Origin of the sequence: Rhodanobacter sp. C01 (assembly GCF_002001045.1) — a bacterium.
In the GTDB taxonomy this organism is placed as follows: domain Bacteria; phylum Pseudomonadota; class Gammaproteobacteria; order Xanthomonadales; family Rhodanobacteraceae; genus Rhodanobacter.
Map to the genome: position 1 here is coordinate 61,074 of NZ_MUNR01000004.1, position 20,349 is coordinate 81,422.

Sequence of the window (20,349 nt, forward strand, 5' to 3'; positions counted from 1 at the left end):
CGACGCCCATGTTCGCTCAGTCCGTGGCGGGCAGCGTGTACTCGAAATCGTAGAAATGCTGGCCACCGGTGATCGTGATCGCCAGTGTGCCGGCCAGCCCCTGCAGCTCATCGCTGCCGGAATCGGGCACCACCGTGATGACCAACTGCGGCGTACCGCGCGTCATTGTGCCGCTGTGCTGCAGTGCGAACGCGCCGCTGCGCCCATGCAGCGTACCGCTGACCCGCTCCAGCGCGACATAGCCGGCTGAACCGTCGACCGCGGTGCGAGTGGCCAGCATCTGGCCCTTGCCGGTCGCCGCGAGGTCGCCATGATACTGCTTGTCCAGCGCCATCCGACCGATGCTGGCATCGCCGACACTCTCTTCGGCCGGCTGCGGGATCATCTTCACTTCGAACGTGCCGCTGGCAAGCATGATGGCAACTTCCCGTGGTGTGCGAGGCGACCGGGCGGCTCCGACAGGCTCAACCGGTCATCGAAAGTACACTATATCCCTGTCTGGAAGGCCTTCCAGACGCACTCCTCATGGGCCTGACACTGTGCTGGTACCGGACGGAGACTTGCTGCTCATGGCAGCGCGAAAACTTGCCGCCAGGAAGTGCCTTGGGACACCGTTATCGGCCGGGGTTCTTTTGAGGAAGGCAGCCGCAGCAGCATCGTGTTTCAAGTAAGCGTCGAGGAAATTCATGGTATAGCGCGCGACCCAGGCGTAACTCGTGTTGGCATCATCCTGTCCGTAGTCGGCCACCTGATCTTCGGCAAAGCGCTGCGCACTCTTCCTGCGTCGAAACATGGAGCTGAATTCCCCGTGCGCCATGCCCACCATGTTGATGGTGAAGAGATCGCCGTGCATCCAGGCGTTCAGAACGTTTGGCCCCACCCTGTCCGCTGGAGGGCCGTCATAATATTTCTCGAAATCTTCAAGAAAATTCGGATATTCCGACGTGAAGAAAACAAGCGGAATGTCCATTCGCTCTGGATGAACATCACCGGCTTTCTTCACGAGCCCCGGGAAATAACGCATGCTGCCGTCCATCTCTGCCAAGGCGCGGATGCGGGAGTCCCGTGCCGCGGCAAACAGGCTCGATATGCCTCCCCAGCTCCAGCTCACCACGGCGACCCTGGTCGAATCCGCATCGGCAAGCGTTCTGGCAAACGCAATGAGGAAAGAGATGTCGCCAGCCTGCGCATTGATCCCGTCAAGGTCGTCCGTCATGTCACGCGTCGACACGCCCATCGACGGACTCGCAAGAACGACGTAACCGTGACTGGCCAAGTACTCGCACAGATCGGCGTTCTCCCAGGAGACAGAAGAATCGCTGGGTGCATAAATCAGAACCGGATAATGACCTTCTGATGCTTTCGCTTCCCGTACCGCCAACAGTTGGATAGCGAAGGATGTCTTCAACAATGAACGCCACCGGTTGTCTTTTTCAGCTGGAGCGTTGAACTGGATCTCGGTGTCGGCCAGCCGGACATAATCCCCAACAGTCATGGGTTTGGCTTGGCTTTTCAGCGCCGGATACCAGATCAGGGTTTGCAGCGGACGGGCGCCATCCCTGATCGATGGCTTTCCAGGGCTCTTGGGTGTCGAAGGGAAGCTTCGGGAGTGATCGTACTGATTCACCACCTTCAGCCCCACCGGATACGGTCCCGGCTTTTCCAGGAACCGGAATGAAGACGTCTGGGCCACCGCGGACGTGGAACTGAAGCATGCGAATAACGCAAGCAAGGCGACCAGGATTCTGGAATGCACGCAACTTTCCTTCCGGCGAAGCGCAGGGGATTTCTGCCGAGGATGGCGAGTCCGACGCGCCGTGCATCGGCACGTCGGACGCAACTCAGCTGAGCCGACGCGAGATCGCGAAGAATGCCAGGTTGCCCAGGCCGGTGGCACCGGCCAGCACGGCGACCAGGCCGGGAGTGACTTCCTGCCAGTTGAACCACTGGATCAGACCGAAGCCGACCGCGACCGACACCAGCACGATGCCCCAGCGCAGCGAGGAGTTGCGCCGACGCAGTGCCTCGTCGCGCAGGATCGAATTGACCAGTTCCTCGGAACCGCCGGCGTTGACCATGTGCCGGCGCACCATGGCGTCGACGCAGACCTTGATCGAGTAGGCAATGCAGATGAACAGGCTGATCGGGATGAAGTCGCCGAAATTCATGGGGTTCTCCTTGGGTTGATGGCTGAATGACTGGCTGTCGGGAGCATAGATACGGCCACCCTCGCGACGGTTGCAGCCATCCGCTTGCAACCATTGTGGCAATGCGCGTATCCCTTGCGGCATGGAAGACATCCGCAGCAGCCCGGACCGCGAACTGGTCGACGCCGTGCTGGCCAACCGGCCGGGCGCGTTCGAGCGCCTGGTCCGCGAGTATCAGGGCCTGTGCTGGCACATCATCCATCGCATGGTGCGCCACCCCGAGGACGCACGGGAGCTGTGCCAGGACACCTTTCTGCGCGTGCACCAGTGCCTGCACCAGTATCGCTACGAGAGCGCGCTGAAATCGTGGATCGGGCGCGTGGCATACACGATCGCGCTGCGCCACCTGCAGCACAAGCGCATCCCGCTGCTGGAAAACACCGGTGACGGCGACGACCATGCGCTGGTGGAAAACATCGGCGACGGCTTCGACCTCGAAGCCGCCTGTGCCGACGCGGAAACGACGCAGCACCTGCATGCCGCCATCGAGGCGCTACCGCCCTTGCAGCGGACCGTGCTGACCCTGTATTACCTTGAAGAAATCACGATACCCGAAATTGCCCGGATCACCGGGCTGGCCAGCGGCACCATCAAGAGCCACTTGTTCCGGTCACGACTGCGCCTGCGCGGCGAACTCGAAGCCCGGACCGGAGTTGCAGCATGAACCACGACATCGACGACACCATCCCGTCCTTCGACGACCCAGCCCACGAACGCGAATGGCTGTCACAGGAACGCGCCATGCGGCGCGAGCGTCTGCACCTCGACCCCGCAGGCGATGATGCCAAGGCCTTGCGCTACCGGATGCTGGCACGCGCATTGCGGCAACCGCCGCAGGAGTCCTTGCCGCCCGATTTCGCCCGGCACGTGGCCAGCTTGGCCGGTGCAGGCATGACGGCCAAACCGACATCCGGCACCCGCTTCGAACTTGCCCTGACGATCTCCCTCGTCATCGTCTTCGCGCTCGCCGGCTGCTGGGCGACGGTGATCTACGGTAGCGCGTGGTTGCCCTCGATCAGCGCGACACTACCCGCGCCCGATCCATCGGCCATCCGATGGCTGCTGGCCTTCGCCGGCTGCATCGGCATGTCATGGCTGCTGGGCTCGTGGCAGCAGCACAGGCATGGGCGCGACTGACACCGGAGATATGCACCGGCCGATCACTGCCGATCAAATATCCAGCACCGCATCCAGTCCACGATGCAGGCCGATGAGACCGGATACCTTGCGGATCGCCAGCAACGCGCCACCGACGTAAGGCTTCGCACTGCTGCCGGCGTTGTGGCGCAGGCTCAATGTCTGATCCGGCATGCCGAAGATCGTCTCGACCCCGATCACGAAACCCGGCAGGCGCAGCGCATGCACCTGGCTACCGGCCAGCGTGCCGCCGCGTGTTTCGCGCATGCCAATGGTCTGTTCCAGCGGCACCTCCAGTGTCGGCTGCCGCACCTTGCCCAACCGTCCGGCCAGCTCACGCACGGTGCCGCTGGGCGCATCCGGCTTGCCGGCTGAGGCATAGTCGATGATCTCCCATTGCGGAATCAGCTTCGCCGCCATCTCGGCAAACTTGATCAGCAGCACTGCAGTGAGCGCAAAGTTGCCGCAGGCCAGCACGCCACGCTGGCGCTCGCGCGCCAGCGCATCGATCTGCGCGTAATCCTCGTCGGTGAGCCCCGACGTGCCGACCACCACATGCACGCCGTGTTCCAGTGCGGCAAGGATGTTCGCCTTCGCGTTGTCGGGCTTGGTGTATTCGACGAAGACATCGCAGGGCTGCGCCAGCGCTTCGGCGGCGCTGGCAAAGATCGGCGCCGCCAGTCGCGGCTCACCCAGCACCTCGCCGAGTTTCTGCCCAGCGTGCTTGCGCGCCACCGCGGCGACCAGTACGAGATCCTCGGCGGCGGCGATGCCGCGCGTCAGTTCGGAACCGGCCCATCCAGTGGCGCCGGCAATACATACTTTCAATGACATGGTGACCTCTTGGTTCTTCATGGCGTTATCACGGCAGAGTAATCTGGCGGCGAAGAATTGTCCTGCCGGACAAACCAGCGGATCGAGCATGACCGTCAAGAACCAGCCCATGTCGATTGCGGTCCTGCTCGGCTCGGTACGTCATGCACGAATGGGCATACGCGCCGCGAAACTGGTCATGCAGGCGCTAGCGGCACGCGGCCATGAGGCTGTCCTGGTCGATCCGATGGAAGTGCAGCTGCCGCTGCTCGACCGCATGTACAAGGAATATGCACCGGGTACGGCGCCCGAAATGCTGGAGAACCTGGCCATGCTGTATCGCCGCGTCGACGGTTTCCTGATCGTCAGCGGCGAATACAACCACGGCATCCCGCCAGCGATGAAAAACCTGCTCGATCATTTCCTCGAAGAGTATTTCTGGCGACCGTCCGGCATCGTCTGCTATTCCGCCGGCCAGTTCGGTGGCGTGCGCGCGGCCGTCGCCTTGCGTGCCACGCTGGCCGAACTGGGCATGCCGAGCGTCCCCAGCGAGTGCACGATTCCGCGCATCGCTTCATCGCTCGACGAAGAAGGCCATGCACAGAACGAACATGTCACGCACACGCTCGATCGCTTCCTCGACGAATTCCTCTGGTATGCCCGCGCCTTGAAACGCGAGCGGCTGGACGGTACGCCGTATTGAACGCTCAGACACAACCCCTGGAAGCGAACGGCAGCTGGTGTCTGTACCTGATCGAATGCCGCAACGGCAGCTACTACGCCGGCATCAGCAACCGCCTCGATGCACGCTATGCCGCCCATGTGGCCGGCCGCGGCGCGCGCTATACCCGCGCCAACCCGCCGCTGCGGTTGCTGGGATTTCGCAGCTATCCGGATCGCGCCAGCGCTTCGCGTGCGGAATGGCAGATCAAGCAGCTGCCGCGGGAGCGGAAGCTGGCGTTTCTATTTGTCGATTCGTCGGAATAGTTGTCGATACCAGCATTGAGCGTTTGATCAAAACGTAGCCATGTATGGTCCGAATAAGTCTTTGCGTCATCCCAGCAAAAGCTGGAGGTGCTTTTCAACGGTGAATACCGATCATCCACTGTCGTTGCAAGGTGCTGCAGGCACTGGATTCCAGCTTGACCAGTTCGCTGTTGAAAAGCTCCTCGCTGGAATGACGAATTGTTCAGGCCACACCGAGCGAGCACTTTGCACCCGTCACCTCAATACCCGATCACTTCGCCATCCTTGCGCATCTCGGTGGCGCCCCAGTACACGTGCTGCTTGGCGTCGAACATGATCGCCTCGTAGCCGCCGAAATTGCCGGTACCCGGCACGACCTTGTAGCCTCGCTTGACCAGTTCGGCCTTCACCCCAGGGTCGAAGCCCGACTCCATCTCCACCGTGCCGATGCCCTGCGAGGCTTCGCCGGTGGGTTCGGCGTTGCCGTAGTGGCGCCAACGCGCGGCATCGCCGGCGTCCTGCACGTTCATGCCGTAATCGATCATGTTGGTCAGCACTTGGATGTGACCCTGCGGCTGCATGTCGCCGCCCATCAGGCCGAACGACATGTACGGCGCGCCATCCTTCATCACGAAGCCCGGGATAATGGTGTGGAACGGCCGCTTGCCGGCAGCGTAGACATTCGCCGCGCCAGGCTTGAGCGAATACAGCTCGCCGCGATCCTGGAACATGAAGCCGAGCCCGTCGGCGACCAGGCCCGAACCCATGCCGCGGTAGTTGGACTGGATGATCGAGACCATCATGCCGTCCTTGTCGGCGGTGGTGAAGTACGTGGTATCGCCGTTGAACAGCTTCGGATCGCCGGGACCGATGTCCGCGTTGGCGTGGTCGAGATGAATCAGCTTCCGCCGCTGGTCGGCGTAGCCCTCGGACAGCAGGCCCTTCATCGGCACATCGACGAAACGCGGATCGGCGTAGTACTTGGCCAGATCCTCATAGGCGAGGCGCTTGGCTTCCAGCATCGCGGTCAGCGCGTCGGCGCTGCCCACGCCCATTTTCTTCAGGTCGAAGCCCTTGAGCAGCTGCAGCATTTCCAGCGCGGCGAAGCCCTGTCCGTTCGGCGGCAGTTCGTAGACGTCGTAACCGTGGTAGTTCACCGACTGCGGCGTCACCCACTCGCCGTGATAACCGGCAAAGTCCTCGTAGCGCAGGTCGCCGCCGATGCGCTTGAAGTAGGCATCCATGGTGTGCGCGATCGCGCCCTTGTAGAACGCATCGCGGCCGCCCTGCGCGATCAGCGTCAGCGTGCGGGCCAGATCGGGATTGCGGAACACCTCGCCTTCGGCCGGCGCGTGACCGTCGATCAAATAGGTGTGGCGCGCATTGGCACTTTCCTCGATCAGCCCGTGCATCCGCTCGAACGCGGCCATGTTGCCCTTCCAGTACTGGGCAACCAGCTGGGTGACCGGGAAACCGTTCTGGGCATAGCCGATCGCCGGCGCCAGATCGTCGGCCAATGAGAGCTTGCCGAACTTGTCGTGCAGCGCGCCCCAGGTATCGACCGTGCCAGGCACGGTGATCGGCAGCGAGCCGACGGCGGGAATGTGATCCTTCACCGGCAGGCCGGCCTTGAGATACGCGGCCTTGACCTCGGCCTGCATCTTCGCCAGATCGCGGCCCTTTGCCGACGGGCCGGAGCCGTTGTAGCCGTAGAGTTTGTGCGTCTTCGGATCCCACACGATCACGAAGCAGTCGCCGCCAATGCCGTTCAACACCGGCTCCATCAGGCCGAGCGCCGCGTTCGCCGCGATCGCGGCATCCACCGCACTGCCGCCCTTCTTGAGGATGTCGATCGCGATCTGCGAGGCCAGCGGCTGCTCGGTCGCTGCCATGCCATGCTGGGCCAGCACCGGCGAACGGGAGGCCCAGGGATGGCCGGAGTAGCGATCACCCCGGCCGACATCGGCACTGACATTCGTCGCGGCCGTCAGCCCCACCAACAAGGCGACGGCAGCGCCGATCCGGATCTGCGAGTGACTCATCACGACTCCTTCGGGGCGACCCGAGTTTTTGTTTTATCGCGGCGGCGCGACTTACTTCTTCTTCGGCAGGTACAGGTCGGTGATCGTGCCTTCGTACACCTCGGCCGCCATGCCGATCGACTCGCTCAGCGTGGGATGCGGGTGGATGGTCAGGCCGATATCAGCGGCCTCGCTGCCCATCTCGATCGCCAACGCGACTTCGGAGATCAGCTCGCCGGCATGCACGCCGACGATGCCGCCGCCGACGATGCGATGGGTCGCTTCGTCGAAGATCAGCTTGGTGAAGCCCTCGGTGCGGTCGATGCCGATCGCGCGGCCGCTGGCCGCCCACGGGAACTTGCCCACGCCGATCTTCAGGCCCTTTTCCTTCGCCTCGCGTTCGGTCAGGCCGACCCAGGCGATTTCCGGATCGGTATAGGCCACCGACGGAATCACCCGTGCATCGAAGTAGCTCTTCTGCCCGGCGACGACCTCCGCGGCGACCTTCGCCTCGTGCGTGGCCTTGTGCGCCAGCATCGGCTGGCCGACCAAGTCGCCGATCGCGAAGATGTGCGGCACATTGGTGCGCATCTGGCTATCGACGTTGATGAAACCGCGATCGGTCACCGCAACACCGGCCTTGTCGGCGCCGATCTTGCCACCGTTCGGCGAGCGGCCCACCGACACCAGCACGCGATCGAACAAGGTGGTTTCGGGGATGCTATCGCCTTCGTAGCTGACTTCGATGCCCTTCTTGGTCGCCTTCGCCTCGACCACCTTGGTCTTCAGATGCACGCCCTTGAGCTTGCCGCCGATGCGCTTGGCCAGCGGCTTGATCAGGTCGGCATCGGCACCTGGGATGAGCTGATCCATGAACTCGACCACGGTCACTTCGCTGCCGAGCGCGGAATACACCGTCGCCATTTCCAGGCCGATGATGCCGCCGCCGACAACGAGTAGCTTGTTCGGTACGTCCTTCAGCTCCAGCGCGCCGGTGGAGTCGACGATGCGATCGTCGTCCCACGGGAACGAGGGCAGCTTCACCGACTGCGAACCGGCGGCGATGATTGCGTTCTCGAAGCGGACCAGCTTCACGCCGTCCTTGGTCTGGACTTCCATTTCGTTCGGCGAGACGAAGCTGCCGTTGCCTTCGAGCGTACGCACCTTGCGCTGCTTCGCCATCGAAGTCAGGCCGCCGGTGAGCTGACCGACCACCTTGCTCTTGAAGCCACGCAGCTTATCGATGTCGATCTTCGGCGTACCAAAGCTGACGCCGTGCGAGGCCATCGCCGCGGCCTCATCAATCACCGCGGCCGCGTGCAGCAGCGCCTTGGACGGAATGCAGCCCACGTTGAGGCAGACGCCGCCAAGCGTGGCATAACGCTCCACCAGCACGGTGTCGACGTCGAGATCCGCGGCGCGGAATGCGGCGGTATAGCCACCGGGACCGGAGCCGAGTACGACCAGCTTGCATTCGATGTCGGCCTTGCGGCCGGAGGCGCTCGCCGCCGATGGCGCCGGCGCAGCCTTGGCCGGAGCGGGGGCAGGTGCAGCCGCCTTGAGGGCTTCGGTCGGCGCGGCCTCAGCCTTGGGCGCAGCGACATCGCCGGCAACCTCGAGTACAGCAATCACCGCGCCTTCAGACAGCTCGTCGCCCACCTTCACTTTCAGTTCCTTGATCACGCCGGCGGCGCTGGAAGGAATCTCCATCGTGGCCTTGTCCGACTCCAGCGTGATCAGGCTCTGATCCTTGGTCACACTGTCGCCGGCCTTCACCAGCACTTCGATCACCGGCACATCGTGATTGCCGCCGATGTCGGGAACCTTCACTTCAATCGTGTTCGCCATCATCCGTCTCCTGTCAGAGCAGCAGGCGACGGATGTCGCCGAGCTGGGTGGCCAGGAAGGACGCGAAGCGCGCGGCGAGCGCGCCGTCGATCACGCGATGGTCGTAGGACAGCGATAGCGGCAGGATCAACCGCGGCGCGAACTCCTTGCCGTTCCACACCGGCTTGGTCGCAGCCTTGGAGACGCCGAGGATCGCCACCTCCGGCGCGTTGACGATCGGCGTGAAGCCGGTGCCGCCGATGCCGCCGAGCGAGCTGATCGAGAAGCAGCCGCCGGACATCTCGGCCGGCCCGAGCTTCTTGTCGCGCGCCTTCTTCGAGATCTCGCCCAGCTCGCGGGCCAGGTCGAGCAGGCCCTTCTTGTCGCAATCGCGAATCACCGGCACCACCAGGCCGTCAGGCGTATCCACCGCGATGCCGATGTGGAAGTACTTCTTCAGGATCAGCTTCTCGCCGCTCTCGTCGAGCGAGGCGTTGAACTGCGGGAACTGCTTCAGAGCCGCCACCACCGCCTTGATCTGGAACACCAGCGGGGTGACCTTCAGGTCCTTGTTCTCTTCGCCCAGCTTCTTGCGGAACGCTTCCAGCTCGGTGATATCGGCGTCATCGTGCTGGGTGACGTGCGGGATCATCGCCCAGTTGCGCGCGAGGTTGGCGCCGGAAATCTTCTGGATGCGCGAGAGCGGCTTCTCCTCGATCTCGCCGAACTTGGCGAAATCGATCTTCGGCCACGGCAGCAGGCTGAGGCCGCCGAGCGATGCCGCGGCGCCACCGGTGGGGCGTGCGCCGGAAGCAAGCGCGTGCTTCACATAGGCGCTGACGTCCTCGCGCTGGATGCGGCCGCCGCGACCGGAACCCTTCACCTGGGCGATGTCGACGCCCAACTCACGCGCGAAGGCACGGATCGCCGGGCTGGCGTACGGCGCATCGCCCGGCATCACCAGGCGTGCATCCAGCGGCGGTCGCGCCGCAGGCGACACGTCACCCTCCGGCACGTTACCGGGCAACACGCTGCGACCACCGATCGGCGCGGGCTTTTCTTCGACCTGCGGCGCTGCCACCTTGGCTGGCGCAGGTGCAGGCGCTGGCACCGGAGCAGCGGCTTTCGGCGCCTCGGCGGCAGGTGAGGCGACCGCGCCGTCCACCTCGATGATCGCAATGAGCGCGCCCTCGGACACCTCGTCGCCCACCTTCAGTTTCAACTCCTTGATCGTGCCTGCGAACGGTGCGGGCACTTCCATCGTGGCCTTGTCCGACTCCAGCGTGATCAAGCTCTGTTCCTTCTCCACGCGGTCACCGACTTTCACCAGTACTTCGATGACGGGCACGTCGGCATGGCCGATATCGGGAACAAGGGCTTCTTTGAGATCGGCCATGGGGACTCCTGCGATGGAAGGCGTGCCGCTCGGGGATGGCGGACGCATAGAGACCTCAATCATAGCGAAGCTGTGCCCGATTCGTATTGCACGAAAGCATGGCAAGCCCGTGCCGGCGCCAACCATGCGCATGCGTATGCATGACCTTGAGCGCACGCAGCCACGCCATCCATGCCCTAATCTGGAGCTCAGCCAACACCGCGCCGGGCGGTACAAGGAAGCAAACCATGCTGACGATTCGCGACCTGTCGAAAACCTACGCCAACGGAGTTCGGGCACTGCGCGGCGTGTCGCTGGATATCCCCAACGGCATGTTCGGGCTACTCGGCCCCAACGGTGCAGGCAAATCGTCACTGATGCGCACGATCGCCACCTTGCAGGATCCGGACGAAGGCACGATCAAGCTCGACGAGATGAATCTGATGGCCGACAAGCAGGCCACCCGCCGCCTGCTCGGCTATCTGCCGCAGGAATTTGGCGTGTATCCGAAGGTCTCGGCCGAGGCGATGCTGGAACACTTCGCCGTGCTCAAGGGCGTCACCGTGAAGAGCGAGCGGCGCGAGCTGGTCGAATCGCTGCTGCGCCAGGTCAACCTGTGGGACGTGCGCAAGCGCAAGCTCGGCACCTATTCCGGCGGCATGCGCCAGCGCTTCGGCATCGCCCAGGCGCTGATCGGTGACCCGCGCTTGGTGATCGTCGACGAACCCACTGCCGGCCTCGACCCGGAGGAACGCAACCGCTTCCTCAACCTGCTGGCCGAGATCGGCGAGCGGGTGGTGGTGATCCTGTCCACGCATATCGTGGAAGACGTCACCGACCTGTGCTCGCGCATGGCGATCATCGGCCAGGGCCAGGTGCTGCTGAGCGGCGAACCGGTCGAGGCGATCCGCTCGCTCGATGGCCGCGTGTGGCGACGCACGATCGACAAGGCGGAGCTGGACGGCTACCGCGCCCGCATGAACATCCTGTCCACCCGCCTTACCGGCGGTCGAACTCAGCTGCATGTGCTGGCTGATGCCCGGCCCGAGGAAGGTTTCGAGGCCGTCGCGCCCGATCTGGAAGACGTCTACTTCGGCCGCCTGCGTGTGCAGGCCACCGCCAAGGCCGCCTGACGCCAGCCGCTGTTTCGGCAGTCTTCCACTACAGGGACGGGAATATGTTCTTCGAGATACTCCGATTTGAATTGCGCCAGCAGCTGAAGGCGCCGCTGTTCTGGATCATCGCGGCGGTGTTCGGCACGCTTGCCTTCACCCTGGTGACTACCGACGCGGTGACCCTCGGTGGCGCCAGCGGCAATGTGCTGCGCAATGCGCCACTGGTGATCGTGAGGCTGCTCAGCGCACTCACCGTACTCAGCATGTTCCTGGTCACGGTGTTCGTCGCCGGCGCCGCGCTGCGTGATTTCGACCAGCGTACCGCCGAGCTGTTCTTCACCACGCCGATGAGTCGCCGCGCCTATCTCGGTGGACGCTTCGCCGCCGGCTATCTCGCTTCGCTGGCGATCATGCTGGCCTGCGTGCTGGGCATTGCCCTCGGCGGCATGATGCCGTGGATCGACGCCGCACGACTGGGCCCCGCCAGCTGGCATGGCTACGCGTGGGCATTCGGCGTGATGGTGGTGCCGGACATGCTGTTCATCGCCGCGCTGCTGTTCCTGCTGGCCAGCACCACGCGCTCGCTGCTGGCGACCTATATCGGGGTGATCGTCTACTTCGTGCTGCAAAGCATCGTTGGCCAGCTGACCAAGGACGTCAACAACCTCTTCGTTGCCGCCATGCTCGATCCGTTCGGTGGCCGCACGGTGGGACTGGTCACCCGCTACTGGTCGGCTTACCAGTCCAATCATGAACTGCCCGCACTGACTGGCGTGCTGTTGTTCAATCGATTGCTGTGGATCGGCGTCAGCCTGGCCATGTTCGGCGCCACGTTCGCCCTGTTCCGGCCGAACCGCGAGGGTCTGCAACTGCCACGACGCAAGAAGCGCGCGGAACCGCCGATGCTGCGTCCTCAGGCCAGCCATGCCGCGTTGACGCTGCCCAAGGTGCACCTCGCCGACGATCTGCGCGCACACCTGTTCCAGCTGCGCACGCAATTCGGGTTCGACACGCTCGGCGTACTGCGCGGCGTACCGTTCCTGATCATGCTGGTGCTGGGTCTGGCCAACCTGTTCGGCGTGCTGATGCTGTCCGGGCAGATCTATGGCACCGCCACGTGGCCGGTCACTCACCAGGTGCTGGAAGGCGTGCATGGCAGCTTCCAGTGGCTGCTGTTCATCATCATCACCTTCTACGCCGGCGAACTGGTATGGCGCGAGCGCAGCCAGCGCTCGGCCGAAGTCACCGATGCATTTCCGTTGCCGGACTGGATCCCCCTGATCGCCAAGCTCGGTGCCCTGCTGGCAGTGATCGTGGTGTTCGAGTTGATCGGCTCGTTGGTCGGCATCGGCTGGCAGCTGGCGCACGGCTATACCCATCTGGAGCTTGGCCTGTACCTGGAAACGCTGGCGCTGGATACGGTCCAGTTCGCGTTGCTGGCGGCGCTGGCGCTGTTCCTGCAGGTACTGTCGAACAACAAGTTCCTCGGCTATCTGCTGACCATCGTCTGGTTCGTCTGCCAGATCGGCTTCGGCCTGCTGCACTGGGAGCAGAATCTGTACAACTACGGCAATGTGCCTTCCACGCCGTATTCGGACATGAACGGCTTCGGGCATTTCCTCAAGGCCGCGTTGTGGTTCGACTTCTACTGGGCCAGTTGCGCGGTGGTGCTGCTGGTGCTGGCCGCGCTGTTCTGGGTGCGCGGCACCGGCCAGACATGGCGCGAGCGGATCCGCGAAGCGCGGACGCGGCTGCATGCGCCGACCAGGATCGCCATGGCACTCGGCCTGCTTGCCTTCGTCGGCAGCGGCGCGTGGATCTACTACAACACCAACGTGCTCAACCATTACCAGAGCAGCAGCGACAAGCTGCAGCAGCGCGCCGACTACGAGAAGAAATACGCCAAGTACAAGGATCTTCCGCAACCGCGCATCACCGCAGTGAAGGCGGATGTGGACATCTATCCATACCAGCGCAAGCTGGAGATTCGCGGGCATTACACGCTGGTCAACAAGCACGACACGCCCATCAGCGAACTGCATGTGAACTACACCGACGGCTTCACGCTGAAGTCGCTGGATTTCGCACCGCATGACACGCTGAGCGAGGACAAGGACCTCGGTTACACCATCTACAAGTTGAAGACGCCGCTGGCACCGGGGGCGTCGATGAACTTCGACTTCGATCTGGAATACGCCCCGCAGGGTTTCACCAACAGTCCGGAAGGAACCTTTCTCGCCTACAACGGCACCTTCTTCAACAACAGCGTGATGCCGCAGTTCGGCTACCAGACCGAAGCGCAGATCACCGATCGCAACGACCGTCGCAAGTACGGCCTGAAAGGCGAGGTGCCGAGGATGCCGAAGCTCGGCGACGAGAAGGCGCGTGCGGATACCTACATCAGCAACGACGCGGACTGGATCAGCTTCGACACCACCGTCTCCACTGCGGCCGACCAGATTGCGGTAGCGCCCGGTTACCTGCAGAAGGAATGGACGGCCAATGGTCGGCACTATTTCCACTACACCATGGACAAACCCATGCTGCCGTTCTTCTCGTACCTGTCGGCACGCTACGCCGTGAAGCAGGTGCCGTGGAAGGGCGTGGATATTTCGGTGTACTACAACCCGGCACACGCATGGAACGTGGACCGGATGATCCAGGGCGCAAAGGATGCACTGGACTACTACGACGCGAACTACACGCCATACCAGTTCCGCCAGCTGCGCATCCTGGAATTCCCGAACTACGCCGCCTTCGCGCAGTCGTTTGCCAACACGATTCCGTTCTCCGAGTCGATCGGCTTCATCGCCGACCTGCGCGACACGTCGAAGATCGACTACGTCTACTACGTCACTGCCCACGAAGTGGCACACCAATGGTGGGCGCACCGGGTGATCGGCGCGAACATGCAGGGCTCGACCATGCTCAGCGAATCGCTGGCGCAGTACTCCGCGCTGATGGTGATGAAGCAGAAGTACGGCGCCGACCAGATGCACAAGTTCCTGAAATACGAACTGGATAATTACCTGACAGGTCGCGCCACCGAGAAGCTGGCCGAGGAGCCCCTGGCGAAGGTGGAGAACCAGCAGTACATCCATTACCGCAAGGGCTCGCTGGTGTTCTACGCGCTGCAGGATTACATCGGCGAAAGCACGCTTGACGCGATGCTCAAGCAGTTCCTCATCAACAAGGGTTTCCAGCAACCGCCCTACACCACCTCGCAGGAGTTCATGGACGCCCTGACCAAGGCCGCCGGCCCGAAGTGGCAACCCCTGCTGGATGACTTCTTCTGGAAGATCACCCTGTTCGACAACCGCATGACCGAGGCCACCGCGAAGAAGCTGCCGGACGGCAAGTACGAAGTGACCATGAAGGTGCACGCCGGCAAGGTCTACGTCGACGGCACCGGCAAGGAAACCGATGCCACGCCGGACATCCCGATCGATATCGGCGTGTTCGCTGCCCCAGCCGACGGCAAGGATGGCAAACCGCTGTACCTGAAGAAGCAGATGGTGGCGAACGGCGACAGCACGATCACCGTGACCGTCGACAGCAAGCCGTTCGACGCCGGCATCGATCCGTACAACGAACTGATCGACCGCGTCTCCAGCGACAACCGGCGACCGGTGACGCTGCAGTAGCGGCCGCTCAGTCCGGTTTCGCGACGGACGGGACCACGCCCTGGACCAAGCGGATGTCCAGCGGCGTGGTGGGAATGCCGATCTCCTGTGCGTCGATCCGTTGCTTGATCGCGCACAGCAGGTCGGCCTGGACCGCGGAGTTGTCAGCGACGCGGGTCCAGCCACGCAGTACCAGGTTCACCTTCTCGCCGGCCAGGCTGTCGATCGATACGCCTGGCGACGGATTTTTCAATATCCGGGCATCGACTTCGAACAGCTGCGCGATGGCGCCCATCACCTTGTCGATGTCGTCGCGATGGCTGACACCGAACTTCAATTCGAAGCGTCGCGTACCACGGCGATTGAAATTGAGAATGGCGTCGCCACCAATTTTCGCGTTCGGCACGATCGCCTCGCGGTTGTCCGGCAGGATCAGAAGTGTGTGCATCAGGTTGATGGTTTCCACCGTGCCCTCGATGCCACCGGCAGTCACGTAGTCACCGACACGGAATGGCTGGAACACGACGAGCAGCACACCCCAGGCCAGGTTGCTCAGCGAACCTTGCAGCGCCAGACCGACCGCCAGTCCGGCCGTGCCCAGTGCGGCGACCAGGGGCGCTGAAGGGATGCCGGCCTGGGTCAACGCCATCACGATCAGCACCGCAACCAGCACACCGTAGATCAGATTGCGCAGGAAGCCGCTCAGCGTGGTGTCCACCTGCGCACGCTGCAGCGCTCGCTGTGTGAAATTGGCCAGCCGTGCGGCCAGCCAGATGCCCAGCAAGAGAATCAGCAACGCTTCCAGCAGGTGCAGTCCGTTCGTGATGACGGCTTCGGCAAGATCGTGCCCGAACAGGCGTTCCAGAAAATCATGCATGGCTGGCGCCTCGCGAAAAAATCCGCGCCAGCCTAGCAAATCTGCCATGAAGAATTCGCCGATGGCGACAACTCCATGACTCAGTGCGTGGGCGAACCGCCAAGCATCCGGCGTACTGTGCGCAACGAACATACCTCCCAGATCGCCACCAGCATCAACACCGCGGTCGTCGCCATGCCCAGCCGCGCTATCGACCAGTACGTGAACGTCAACGCCAGTGCGGCCAACAAGCCGAGCCCGACCAGATGTGACAGCGGCAGGTTGGTATTGTTCGCCGTCTTCTTGAACCACGCATTGCCGAACAGATACAGCGCCGGACCACCCAGCAGCACGGCGCCGCTGGTCGTGTCGACGCGCTGCGAGGCAGCGTGCAGGGTCAATTCGTCCGCCACTGCGCAGACGATGATGCCGGCGACGATCAGCAGATGCAGGTAGGTATAGGCGACCCGCGCCGTGCGTCCCGGATCAGTCGATTGCCGGATCGCCCGGCTGCCACGCTCGGCACCCAGATCGAAATAGATCCACCACATCGCGACACTGCCGGCGAAGGCACTGATGAACGCCAGCAGCGCCTGCGGCTGTGACAAGGTGTCGGCAAAGCTCGACCCGGTCACCAGCACCGACTCGCCAAGCGCGATGATCACGAACTGGCTGCATCGTTCGGCCAGGTGGCCGCCATCGATGTCCCAGTCACTGGTGCTTGATCGACCCATGCCGGGCACGTAGAACGCCAGCGCCGGCCCGAGGTATTCCAGCAGCAGCGCGGCGATCCACAGCGCCCAGCGCCACTGGCCATCCTGCCACCCGCCAGCCAGCCAGAGTGCACCGGACAGGACGAGCCAGACCGTGATGCGCTGGAAGTTTCGCTTGTTCGCCGGTGCGGCATCGCCCAGCGCCCACAGCATGAACAACGTGCGCCCCACCTGCATGAAGACGTAGGCACCGGCAAACAGCAGGCCGCGTGCACCAAACGCCTCGGGCAGCGCGATCGACAGCAGCAGCCCGGCCAGCATCAGCACCAGAAGCAGCAATCGCACCAGCGGGCGTTCGGGATCCAGCCAGTTGGTGACCCAACTGGTGAACACCCAGACCCACCACACGGCAAGGAACAGCAACAGCACCTGCAGCGCACCCGTCGCATTCAGGCCATGCAGCAAGGTGTGCGACAACTGGGTCACCGCATAGACGAAGACCAGATCGAAGAACAACTCGACATTGGTGACCTGGCTGTGCCCGCCGGCATGGCGCACGCGCAGCAAGCTTGGCCCTGACGGGCGAGGTTGGTTGGCTGATGGGGGAATGCTCACGATGCGGCCTCCGGCATGTCCCCGCATTTATCGCATGACGGGCCCGCAGGCCGCCATGCGGGCGTGGCTCAGCGCCGCTCGTCCTCGATATTGCTGACCTTGCCGTCGACGAGGGTCACGATGGTCACATGGTCGCCGCGCCGGTACTGCCACTTCTCGCCACCGGCATCCTTGCCTGGCGTGGCTGCCGCGCGGCTGCGGCCATGGCTGCCACGACCACTTTTGCGTGAACCGCTGCTGCGTGAACCACGGCCGCGGGATTTGTATGACGGCTTGCCCAGCAACTCGGTGACCCGCACCGCGCTGTCGCCGACGACGAGTACCTGGCTGCCCACGCGCATGCTGGTGGACGCCTGGACGGCGGTACTGAACACGAACAAGGCAACGATGAGACGAATGCGCATGACCTGCTCCCTGTCTGGATGAAATCCGGTCGCTCCCTCCACCACACCGCGATTCGGCACACAACGTGGGTTACCGGAAAAGCGCACGCCATGAATACCTCACGGTGTCGCCGAGCATAAACGCGGCATCGCCCCCGTCATCCACACTGCTCCAGCGCCATCTCCGCACGTGGCATCCCGATCTGTTTCGCGGCATATTCCGGCAACGCCCTGTTTTCGGCCCCTCGCAGCCATCGGCCGGCGCACGCGGACGCCGGTGATGGCGATTGCCGCTCGTCATCGGGATTCCATGTCTGACAAGGTGACACGCATCGGGCCGACGCCATCTGCAGCCAACCGCCATCACCACGATGTCAGTAGCGTGCGCTGCCTGCCAGGCTGTGCATGTCCAGATGAATGCCGCGCAGGCGTGGCAGCTGCCGGCGCAGCATCAGTGCCGATTCGGCCGGCATGCGCTCGATGGCCTGCTCGAACGCGTGCAGCAGCGCGCTCTCATGGTGGGACAGGGCGCGAATCCAGGCACCGTCGCGCCGCGCCACCGTGCGCACCAGCCAGCCCGTCACATGGCGATGCACGACACCACGCCAGCTGCCATGCTCACGCGGCTCGACATCGCCGTTACGCAGCTGCTCCTGCAGGTCAGCGATCAGCAGCCCCAGCGTATGCACGTTCTCGCCCAGCACCATGCGCAACCCCGGTTCGCAACCCGCGGCGGCATGCCGATACAGCAGCTGCAAGTCGATGCTGCGCCGGATCAGGGCATTGCACATGGCGGATAGGGGGCGCGGCAGCATGGCGTCCTCCTGGCTGGATGATGGCTGGATCACGGGGCCATCATCGTCCCCGGCGACTTAGCCGGAGATTAACCCGCGTCGATCAGGCGCACGGTGGTCAGCTGGCAGCAGATTGCGCTCTGCCCGGGCAATCCAGCTCACTGGCCAATCTGCAGCAGGTTCAACGGCCGACCGTCGCTGCCGCGCACGCCCTGCTGCAGCTCCGCCAATCGCTGGATCGACGGGCACAGGGCCTCGACCTGCGGGCGCAGCGCCTGCATCCGCTGCTGCAGGCGCGGTTGCAATTCGGTGGCCAGCGTCGTGGCACGGTCGCGCAGGCTTGCCGCCGTCTGCATGTCACCGTTCAACGCCGCATTGATCGCCTGCTGGCCGAGATCGGCCGCCAGCAGCGGCACCAGGTCAGACGCGATCTGGTTCATGTACTGGTCCACCGCATCACCCTGCCAGTCATGGGTGCTGCGGCTGGCCGCGATGCGCTGCTTGAGATCGCTGGCATGAGCGGCCAGCCGGCGCTCGAATTCCGCACGGGTCCCATCGCTCAGGCCGATGCCGGCAACCTCGGCGTGCAGGGCCTGCACCGCCATGTCCACTCCGTGCTCGCCCACCATGCGCACCCGCGGCGCCAATGCGCGCAATTCACGTTCGAACAGCGCCAGGCGATCCTGATCCTCCGCATTCAATGGCACGGCGACACCATCGGTACGCAAGGCACCCTGCTGCAGGTCAACGTGGAACGGTGCCGGCGATGGGCGATCGAACAGCAGGCTGTCAGGTTTCAGCGTGACGTCGTAGCTGCTGGTGGCGTGGCAGGTGGCGGCCATGTCCTGCGCATGCAACGGCAACGCGATCAGCAATGACAGGAGGCACAACGAACGAGACAGAGGCATCGGAAAGGTTCCATGAAGCGGGGCAATGCAGCGATACCTGCCGACAGACCAACCCATGCTGAATACGCGATACCCTGGAATGAAAACACCCCGACAAGCGGGGCGTTTTCATGGATGTCGTGGACTCAGCCGCCGCTCAGTGGGGTGAGCAAGTCGAGTGATGTGTCGGCCAAGAGCGCCCCGCCTTCAGGTACGGCATCTGCGCTCCCCAGCGAATCACGCCCGGACGCCCAGTCCGGCCTTTGCACGGGACCAGGCACATAGGCCTGCCATTGGCCGTAGGCCGCCTCCCGGACGGCAACATGTGTATCGAAAGCGACCGGAATCCTGACCACCCAGAAAGAACGGTTCACATCCTCGCCCACGGTGGGTAGGTTGAATCTGTCCCGTTTCATTGCATACAGGGCGGCATCGGCCAGAACCCTTCGGCACCAAACCATTTCGCTAGTGTTGCTCGGAACGACCCGGAGATTCACCTGCTCCGCCACTGCATCAGTGACATTGCCGTCACGGCCTACTTTCAGCAGCACGTACACCGTACCCGACACCTGTCTATCCGCCGCGTCACGTGGATAGACGGGTTGCGCCCTGGTCTTGTAGCTGATTGTTTCTGCCGATACCTCCGACTGATTCTTTACGCCGTCGCCGAACCAGACGGCCACGACACTGACGCTGTAATTGCCATCCCCCTGCGGCTTGGCCACCACGCGCAGACTCATCGGCGCCTTGGCGGCTGCCGGCTTGCCATCCACCATGACCGGCCGGAACCGCCACGCCGGTACGGCCTGGGCAAGCAGCCCGGTGACGACCTTGGGCAATGCCTTAGGATGGTCGAGCGTGTAATGCGTCACGCTGCCATCTGTCGCCACCTCGACCGTGCCCGAAACCAGCATGCTGGCCTGCACGCTCTTGCGCACGGCACTCGGCTCGTCGGCCATCACCACGCCCGATAGCAGCACGCAGAACAACCCCAACAATATGCGTTTCATCCATGCA

19 protein-coding genes are annotated in these 20,349 nt (G+C 63.4%); 6 read left to right on the top strand and 13 right to left on the bottom strand.

Annotated elements, in window-relative coordinates:
* Window positions 1–16: 16 nt before the first annotated feature.
* The 3 genes from B0E50_RS00735 to B0E50_RS00745 form a co-directional block, all read right to left on the bottom strand.
* Window positions 17–415 carry a DUF3224 domain-containing protein gene (locus B0E50_RS00735; protein WP_077439167.1) on the bottom strand — a complete coding sequence of 133 codons (399 nt, stop codon included), beginning with the start codon at window positions 413–415 and terminating at the stop codon, window positions 17–19.
* 108 nt (window positions 416–523) lie between these two features.
* The gene (locus tag B0E50_RS00740; protein WP_077439168.1) at window positions 524–1,756 is read right to left on the bottom strand and encodes a hypothetical protein; all 1,233 of its coding nucleotides are present in this window, start codon (window positions 1,754–1,756) and stop codon (window positions 524–526) included.
* Window positions 1,757–1,841: 85 nt separating this feature from the next.
* The gene (locus B0E50_RS00745) at window positions 1,842–2,168 is read right to left on the bottom strand and encodes a hypothetical protein (RefSeq protein WP_077439290.1); all 327 of its coding nucleotides are present in this window, start codon (window positions 2,166–2,168) and stop codon (window positions 1,842–1,844) included.
* 121 nt (window positions 2,169–2,289) lie between these two features.
* Here B0E50_RS00745 and B0E50_RS00750 point away from each other — a divergent pair, with 121 nt between their 5' ends.
* Both B0E50_RS00750 and B0E50_RS00755 read left to right on the top strand, forming a co-directional pair.
* Window positions 2,290–2,871, top strand: a complete 582-nt coding sequence (locus B0E50_RS00750) for a sigma-70 family RNA polymerase sigma factor (RefSeq protein WP_077439169.1) — start codon at window positions 2,290–2,292, stop codon at window positions 2,869–2,871.
* Entirely contained in the window at window positions 2,868–3,344 is a 477-nt protein-coding gene (locus B0E50_RS00755) for a hypothetical protein (protein WP_077439170.1), read from the top strand. Before B0E50_RS00750 ends, B0E50_RS00755 begins: the two co-directional genes overlap by 4 nt.
* Before the next feature lie 33 nt (window positions 3,345–3,377).
* Here B0E50_RS00755 and dapB read toward each other — a convergent pair whose 3' ends face one another.
* Window positions 3,378–4,199, bottom strand: coding sequence for a 4-hydroxy-tetrahydrodipicolinate reductase (dapB, locus tag B0E50_RS00760; RefSeq protein WP_254427127.1), 822 nt, complete (start codon window positions 4,197–4,199; stop codon window positions 3,378–3,380).
* Between the two features lie 67 nt (window positions 4,200–4,266).
* On the opposite strand from dapB, the gene B0E50_RS00765 reads away from it, so the two are divergent.
* Together B0E50_RS00765 and B0E50_RS00770 are read left to right on the top strand one after the other, a co-directional pair.
* The gene (locus B0E50_RS00765) at window positions 4,267–4,860 is read left to right on the top strand and encodes an NADPH-dependent FMN reductase (protein ID WP_217343171.1); all 594 of its coding nucleotides are present in this window, start codon (window positions 4,267–4,269) and stop codon (window positions 4,858–4,860) included.
* Window positions 4,857–5,144, top strand: coding sequence for a GIY-YIG nuclease family protein (locus tag B0E50_RS00770; protein WP_254427128.1), 288 nt, complete (start codon window positions 4,857–4,859; stop codon window positions 5,142–5,144). Before B0E50_RS00765 ends, B0E50_RS00770 begins: the two co-directional genes overlap by 4 nt.
* A gap of 239 nt (window positions 5,145–5,383) precedes the next feature.
* Here the strand turns inward: B0E50_RS00770 and ggt are convergent, their stop codons facing one another.
* The 3 genes from ggt to aceF are packed head-to-tail and all read right to left on the bottom strand — an operon-like array spanning window position 5,384 to window position 10,367.
* Window positions 5,384–7,165, bottom strand: coding sequence for a gamma-glutamyltransferase (gene ggt, locus B0E50_RS00775; protein ID WP_077439171.1), 1,782 nt, complete (start codon window positions 7,163–7,165; stop codon window positions 5,384–5,386).
* 51 nt (window positions 7,166–7,216) lie between these two features.
* Window positions 7,217–8,992 carry a dihydrolipoyl dehydrogenase gene (gene lpdA, locus B0E50_RS00780; protein WP_077439294.1) on the bottom strand — a complete coding sequence of 592 codons (1,776 nt, stop codon included), beginning with the start codon at window positions 8,990–8,992 and terminating at the stop codon, window positions 7,217–7,219.
* 13 nt (window positions 8,993–9,005) lie between these two features.
* Entirely contained in the window at window positions 9,006–10,367 is a 1,362-nt protein-coding gene (aceF, locus tag B0E50_RS00785; RefSeq protein WP_077439172.1) for a dihydrolipoyllysine-residue acetyltransferase, read from the bottom strand.
* A gap of 227 nt (window positions 10,368–10,594) precedes the next feature.
* Between aceF and B0E50_RS00790 the strand changes: the two genes are divergently transcribed.
* Together B0E50_RS00790 and B0E50_RS00795 are read left to right on the top strand one after the other, a co-directional pair.
* Window positions 10,595–11,479 carry an ABC transporter ATP-binding protein gene (locus tag B0E50_RS00790; RefSeq protein ID WP_077439173.1) on the top strand — a complete coding sequence of 295 codons (885 nt, stop codon included), beginning with the start codon at window positions 10,595–10,597 and terminating at the stop codon, window positions 11,477–11,479.
* A gap of 44 nt (window positions 11,480–11,523) precedes the next feature.
* Entirely contained in the window at window positions 11,524–15,105 is a 3,582-nt protein-coding gene (locus B0E50_RS00795) for a M1 family aminopeptidase (protein ID WP_077439174.1), read from the top strand.
* Between the two features lie 7 nt (window positions 15,106–15,112).
* Here the strand turns inward: B0E50_RS00795 and B0E50_RS00800 are convergent, their stop codons facing one another.
* From B0E50_RS00800 to B0E50_RS00825, 6 genes are all read right to left on the bottom strand, one after another.
* Window positions 15,113–16,009 (bottom strand): mechanosensitive ion channel domain-containing protein, encoded by an 897-nt coding sequence (locus tag B0E50_RS00800; RefSeq protein ID WP_254427129.1) that lies wholly within the window; start codon window positions 16,007–16,009, stop codon window positions 15,113–15,115.
* 32 nt (window positions 16,010–16,041) lie between these two features.
* Window positions 16,042–17,268 (bottom strand): low temperature requirement protein A, encoded by a 1,227-nt coding sequence (locus B0E50_RS00805; protein WP_254427130.1) that lies wholly within the window; start codon window positions 17,266–17,268, stop codon window positions 16,042–16,044.
* Window positions 17,269–17,336: 68 nt separating this feature from the next.
* Window positions 17,337–17,672 carry a DUF2845 domain-containing protein gene (locus tag B0E50_RS00810; RefSeq protein WP_077439176.1) on the bottom strand — a complete coding sequence of 112 codons (336 nt, stop codon included), beginning with the start codon at window positions 17,670–17,672 and terminating at the stop codon, window positions 17,337–17,339.
* A gap of 353 nt (window positions 17,673–18,025) precedes the next feature.
* Entirely contained in the window at window positions 18,026–18,466 is a 441-nt protein-coding gene (locus tag B0E50_RS00815) for a DUF2383 domain-containing protein (protein WP_254427131.1), read from the bottom strand.
* Window positions 18,467–18,603: 137 nt separating this feature from the next.
* Window positions 18,604–19,353: a DUF2884 family protein gene (locus B0E50_RS00820; protein WP_077439177.1), complete on the bottom strand. Its 750-nt coding sequence runs from the start codon at window positions 19,351–19,353 to the stop codon at window positions 18,604–18,606.
* A gap of 125 nt (window positions 19,354–19,478) precedes the next feature.
* Window positions 19,479–20,342: an energy transducer TonB gene (locus B0E50_RS00825; RefSeq protein WP_077439178.1), complete on the bottom strand. Its 864-nt coding sequence runs from the start codon at window positions 20,340–20,342 to the stop codon at window positions 19,479–19,481.
* Window positions 20,343–20,349: the final 7 nt, after the last annotated feature.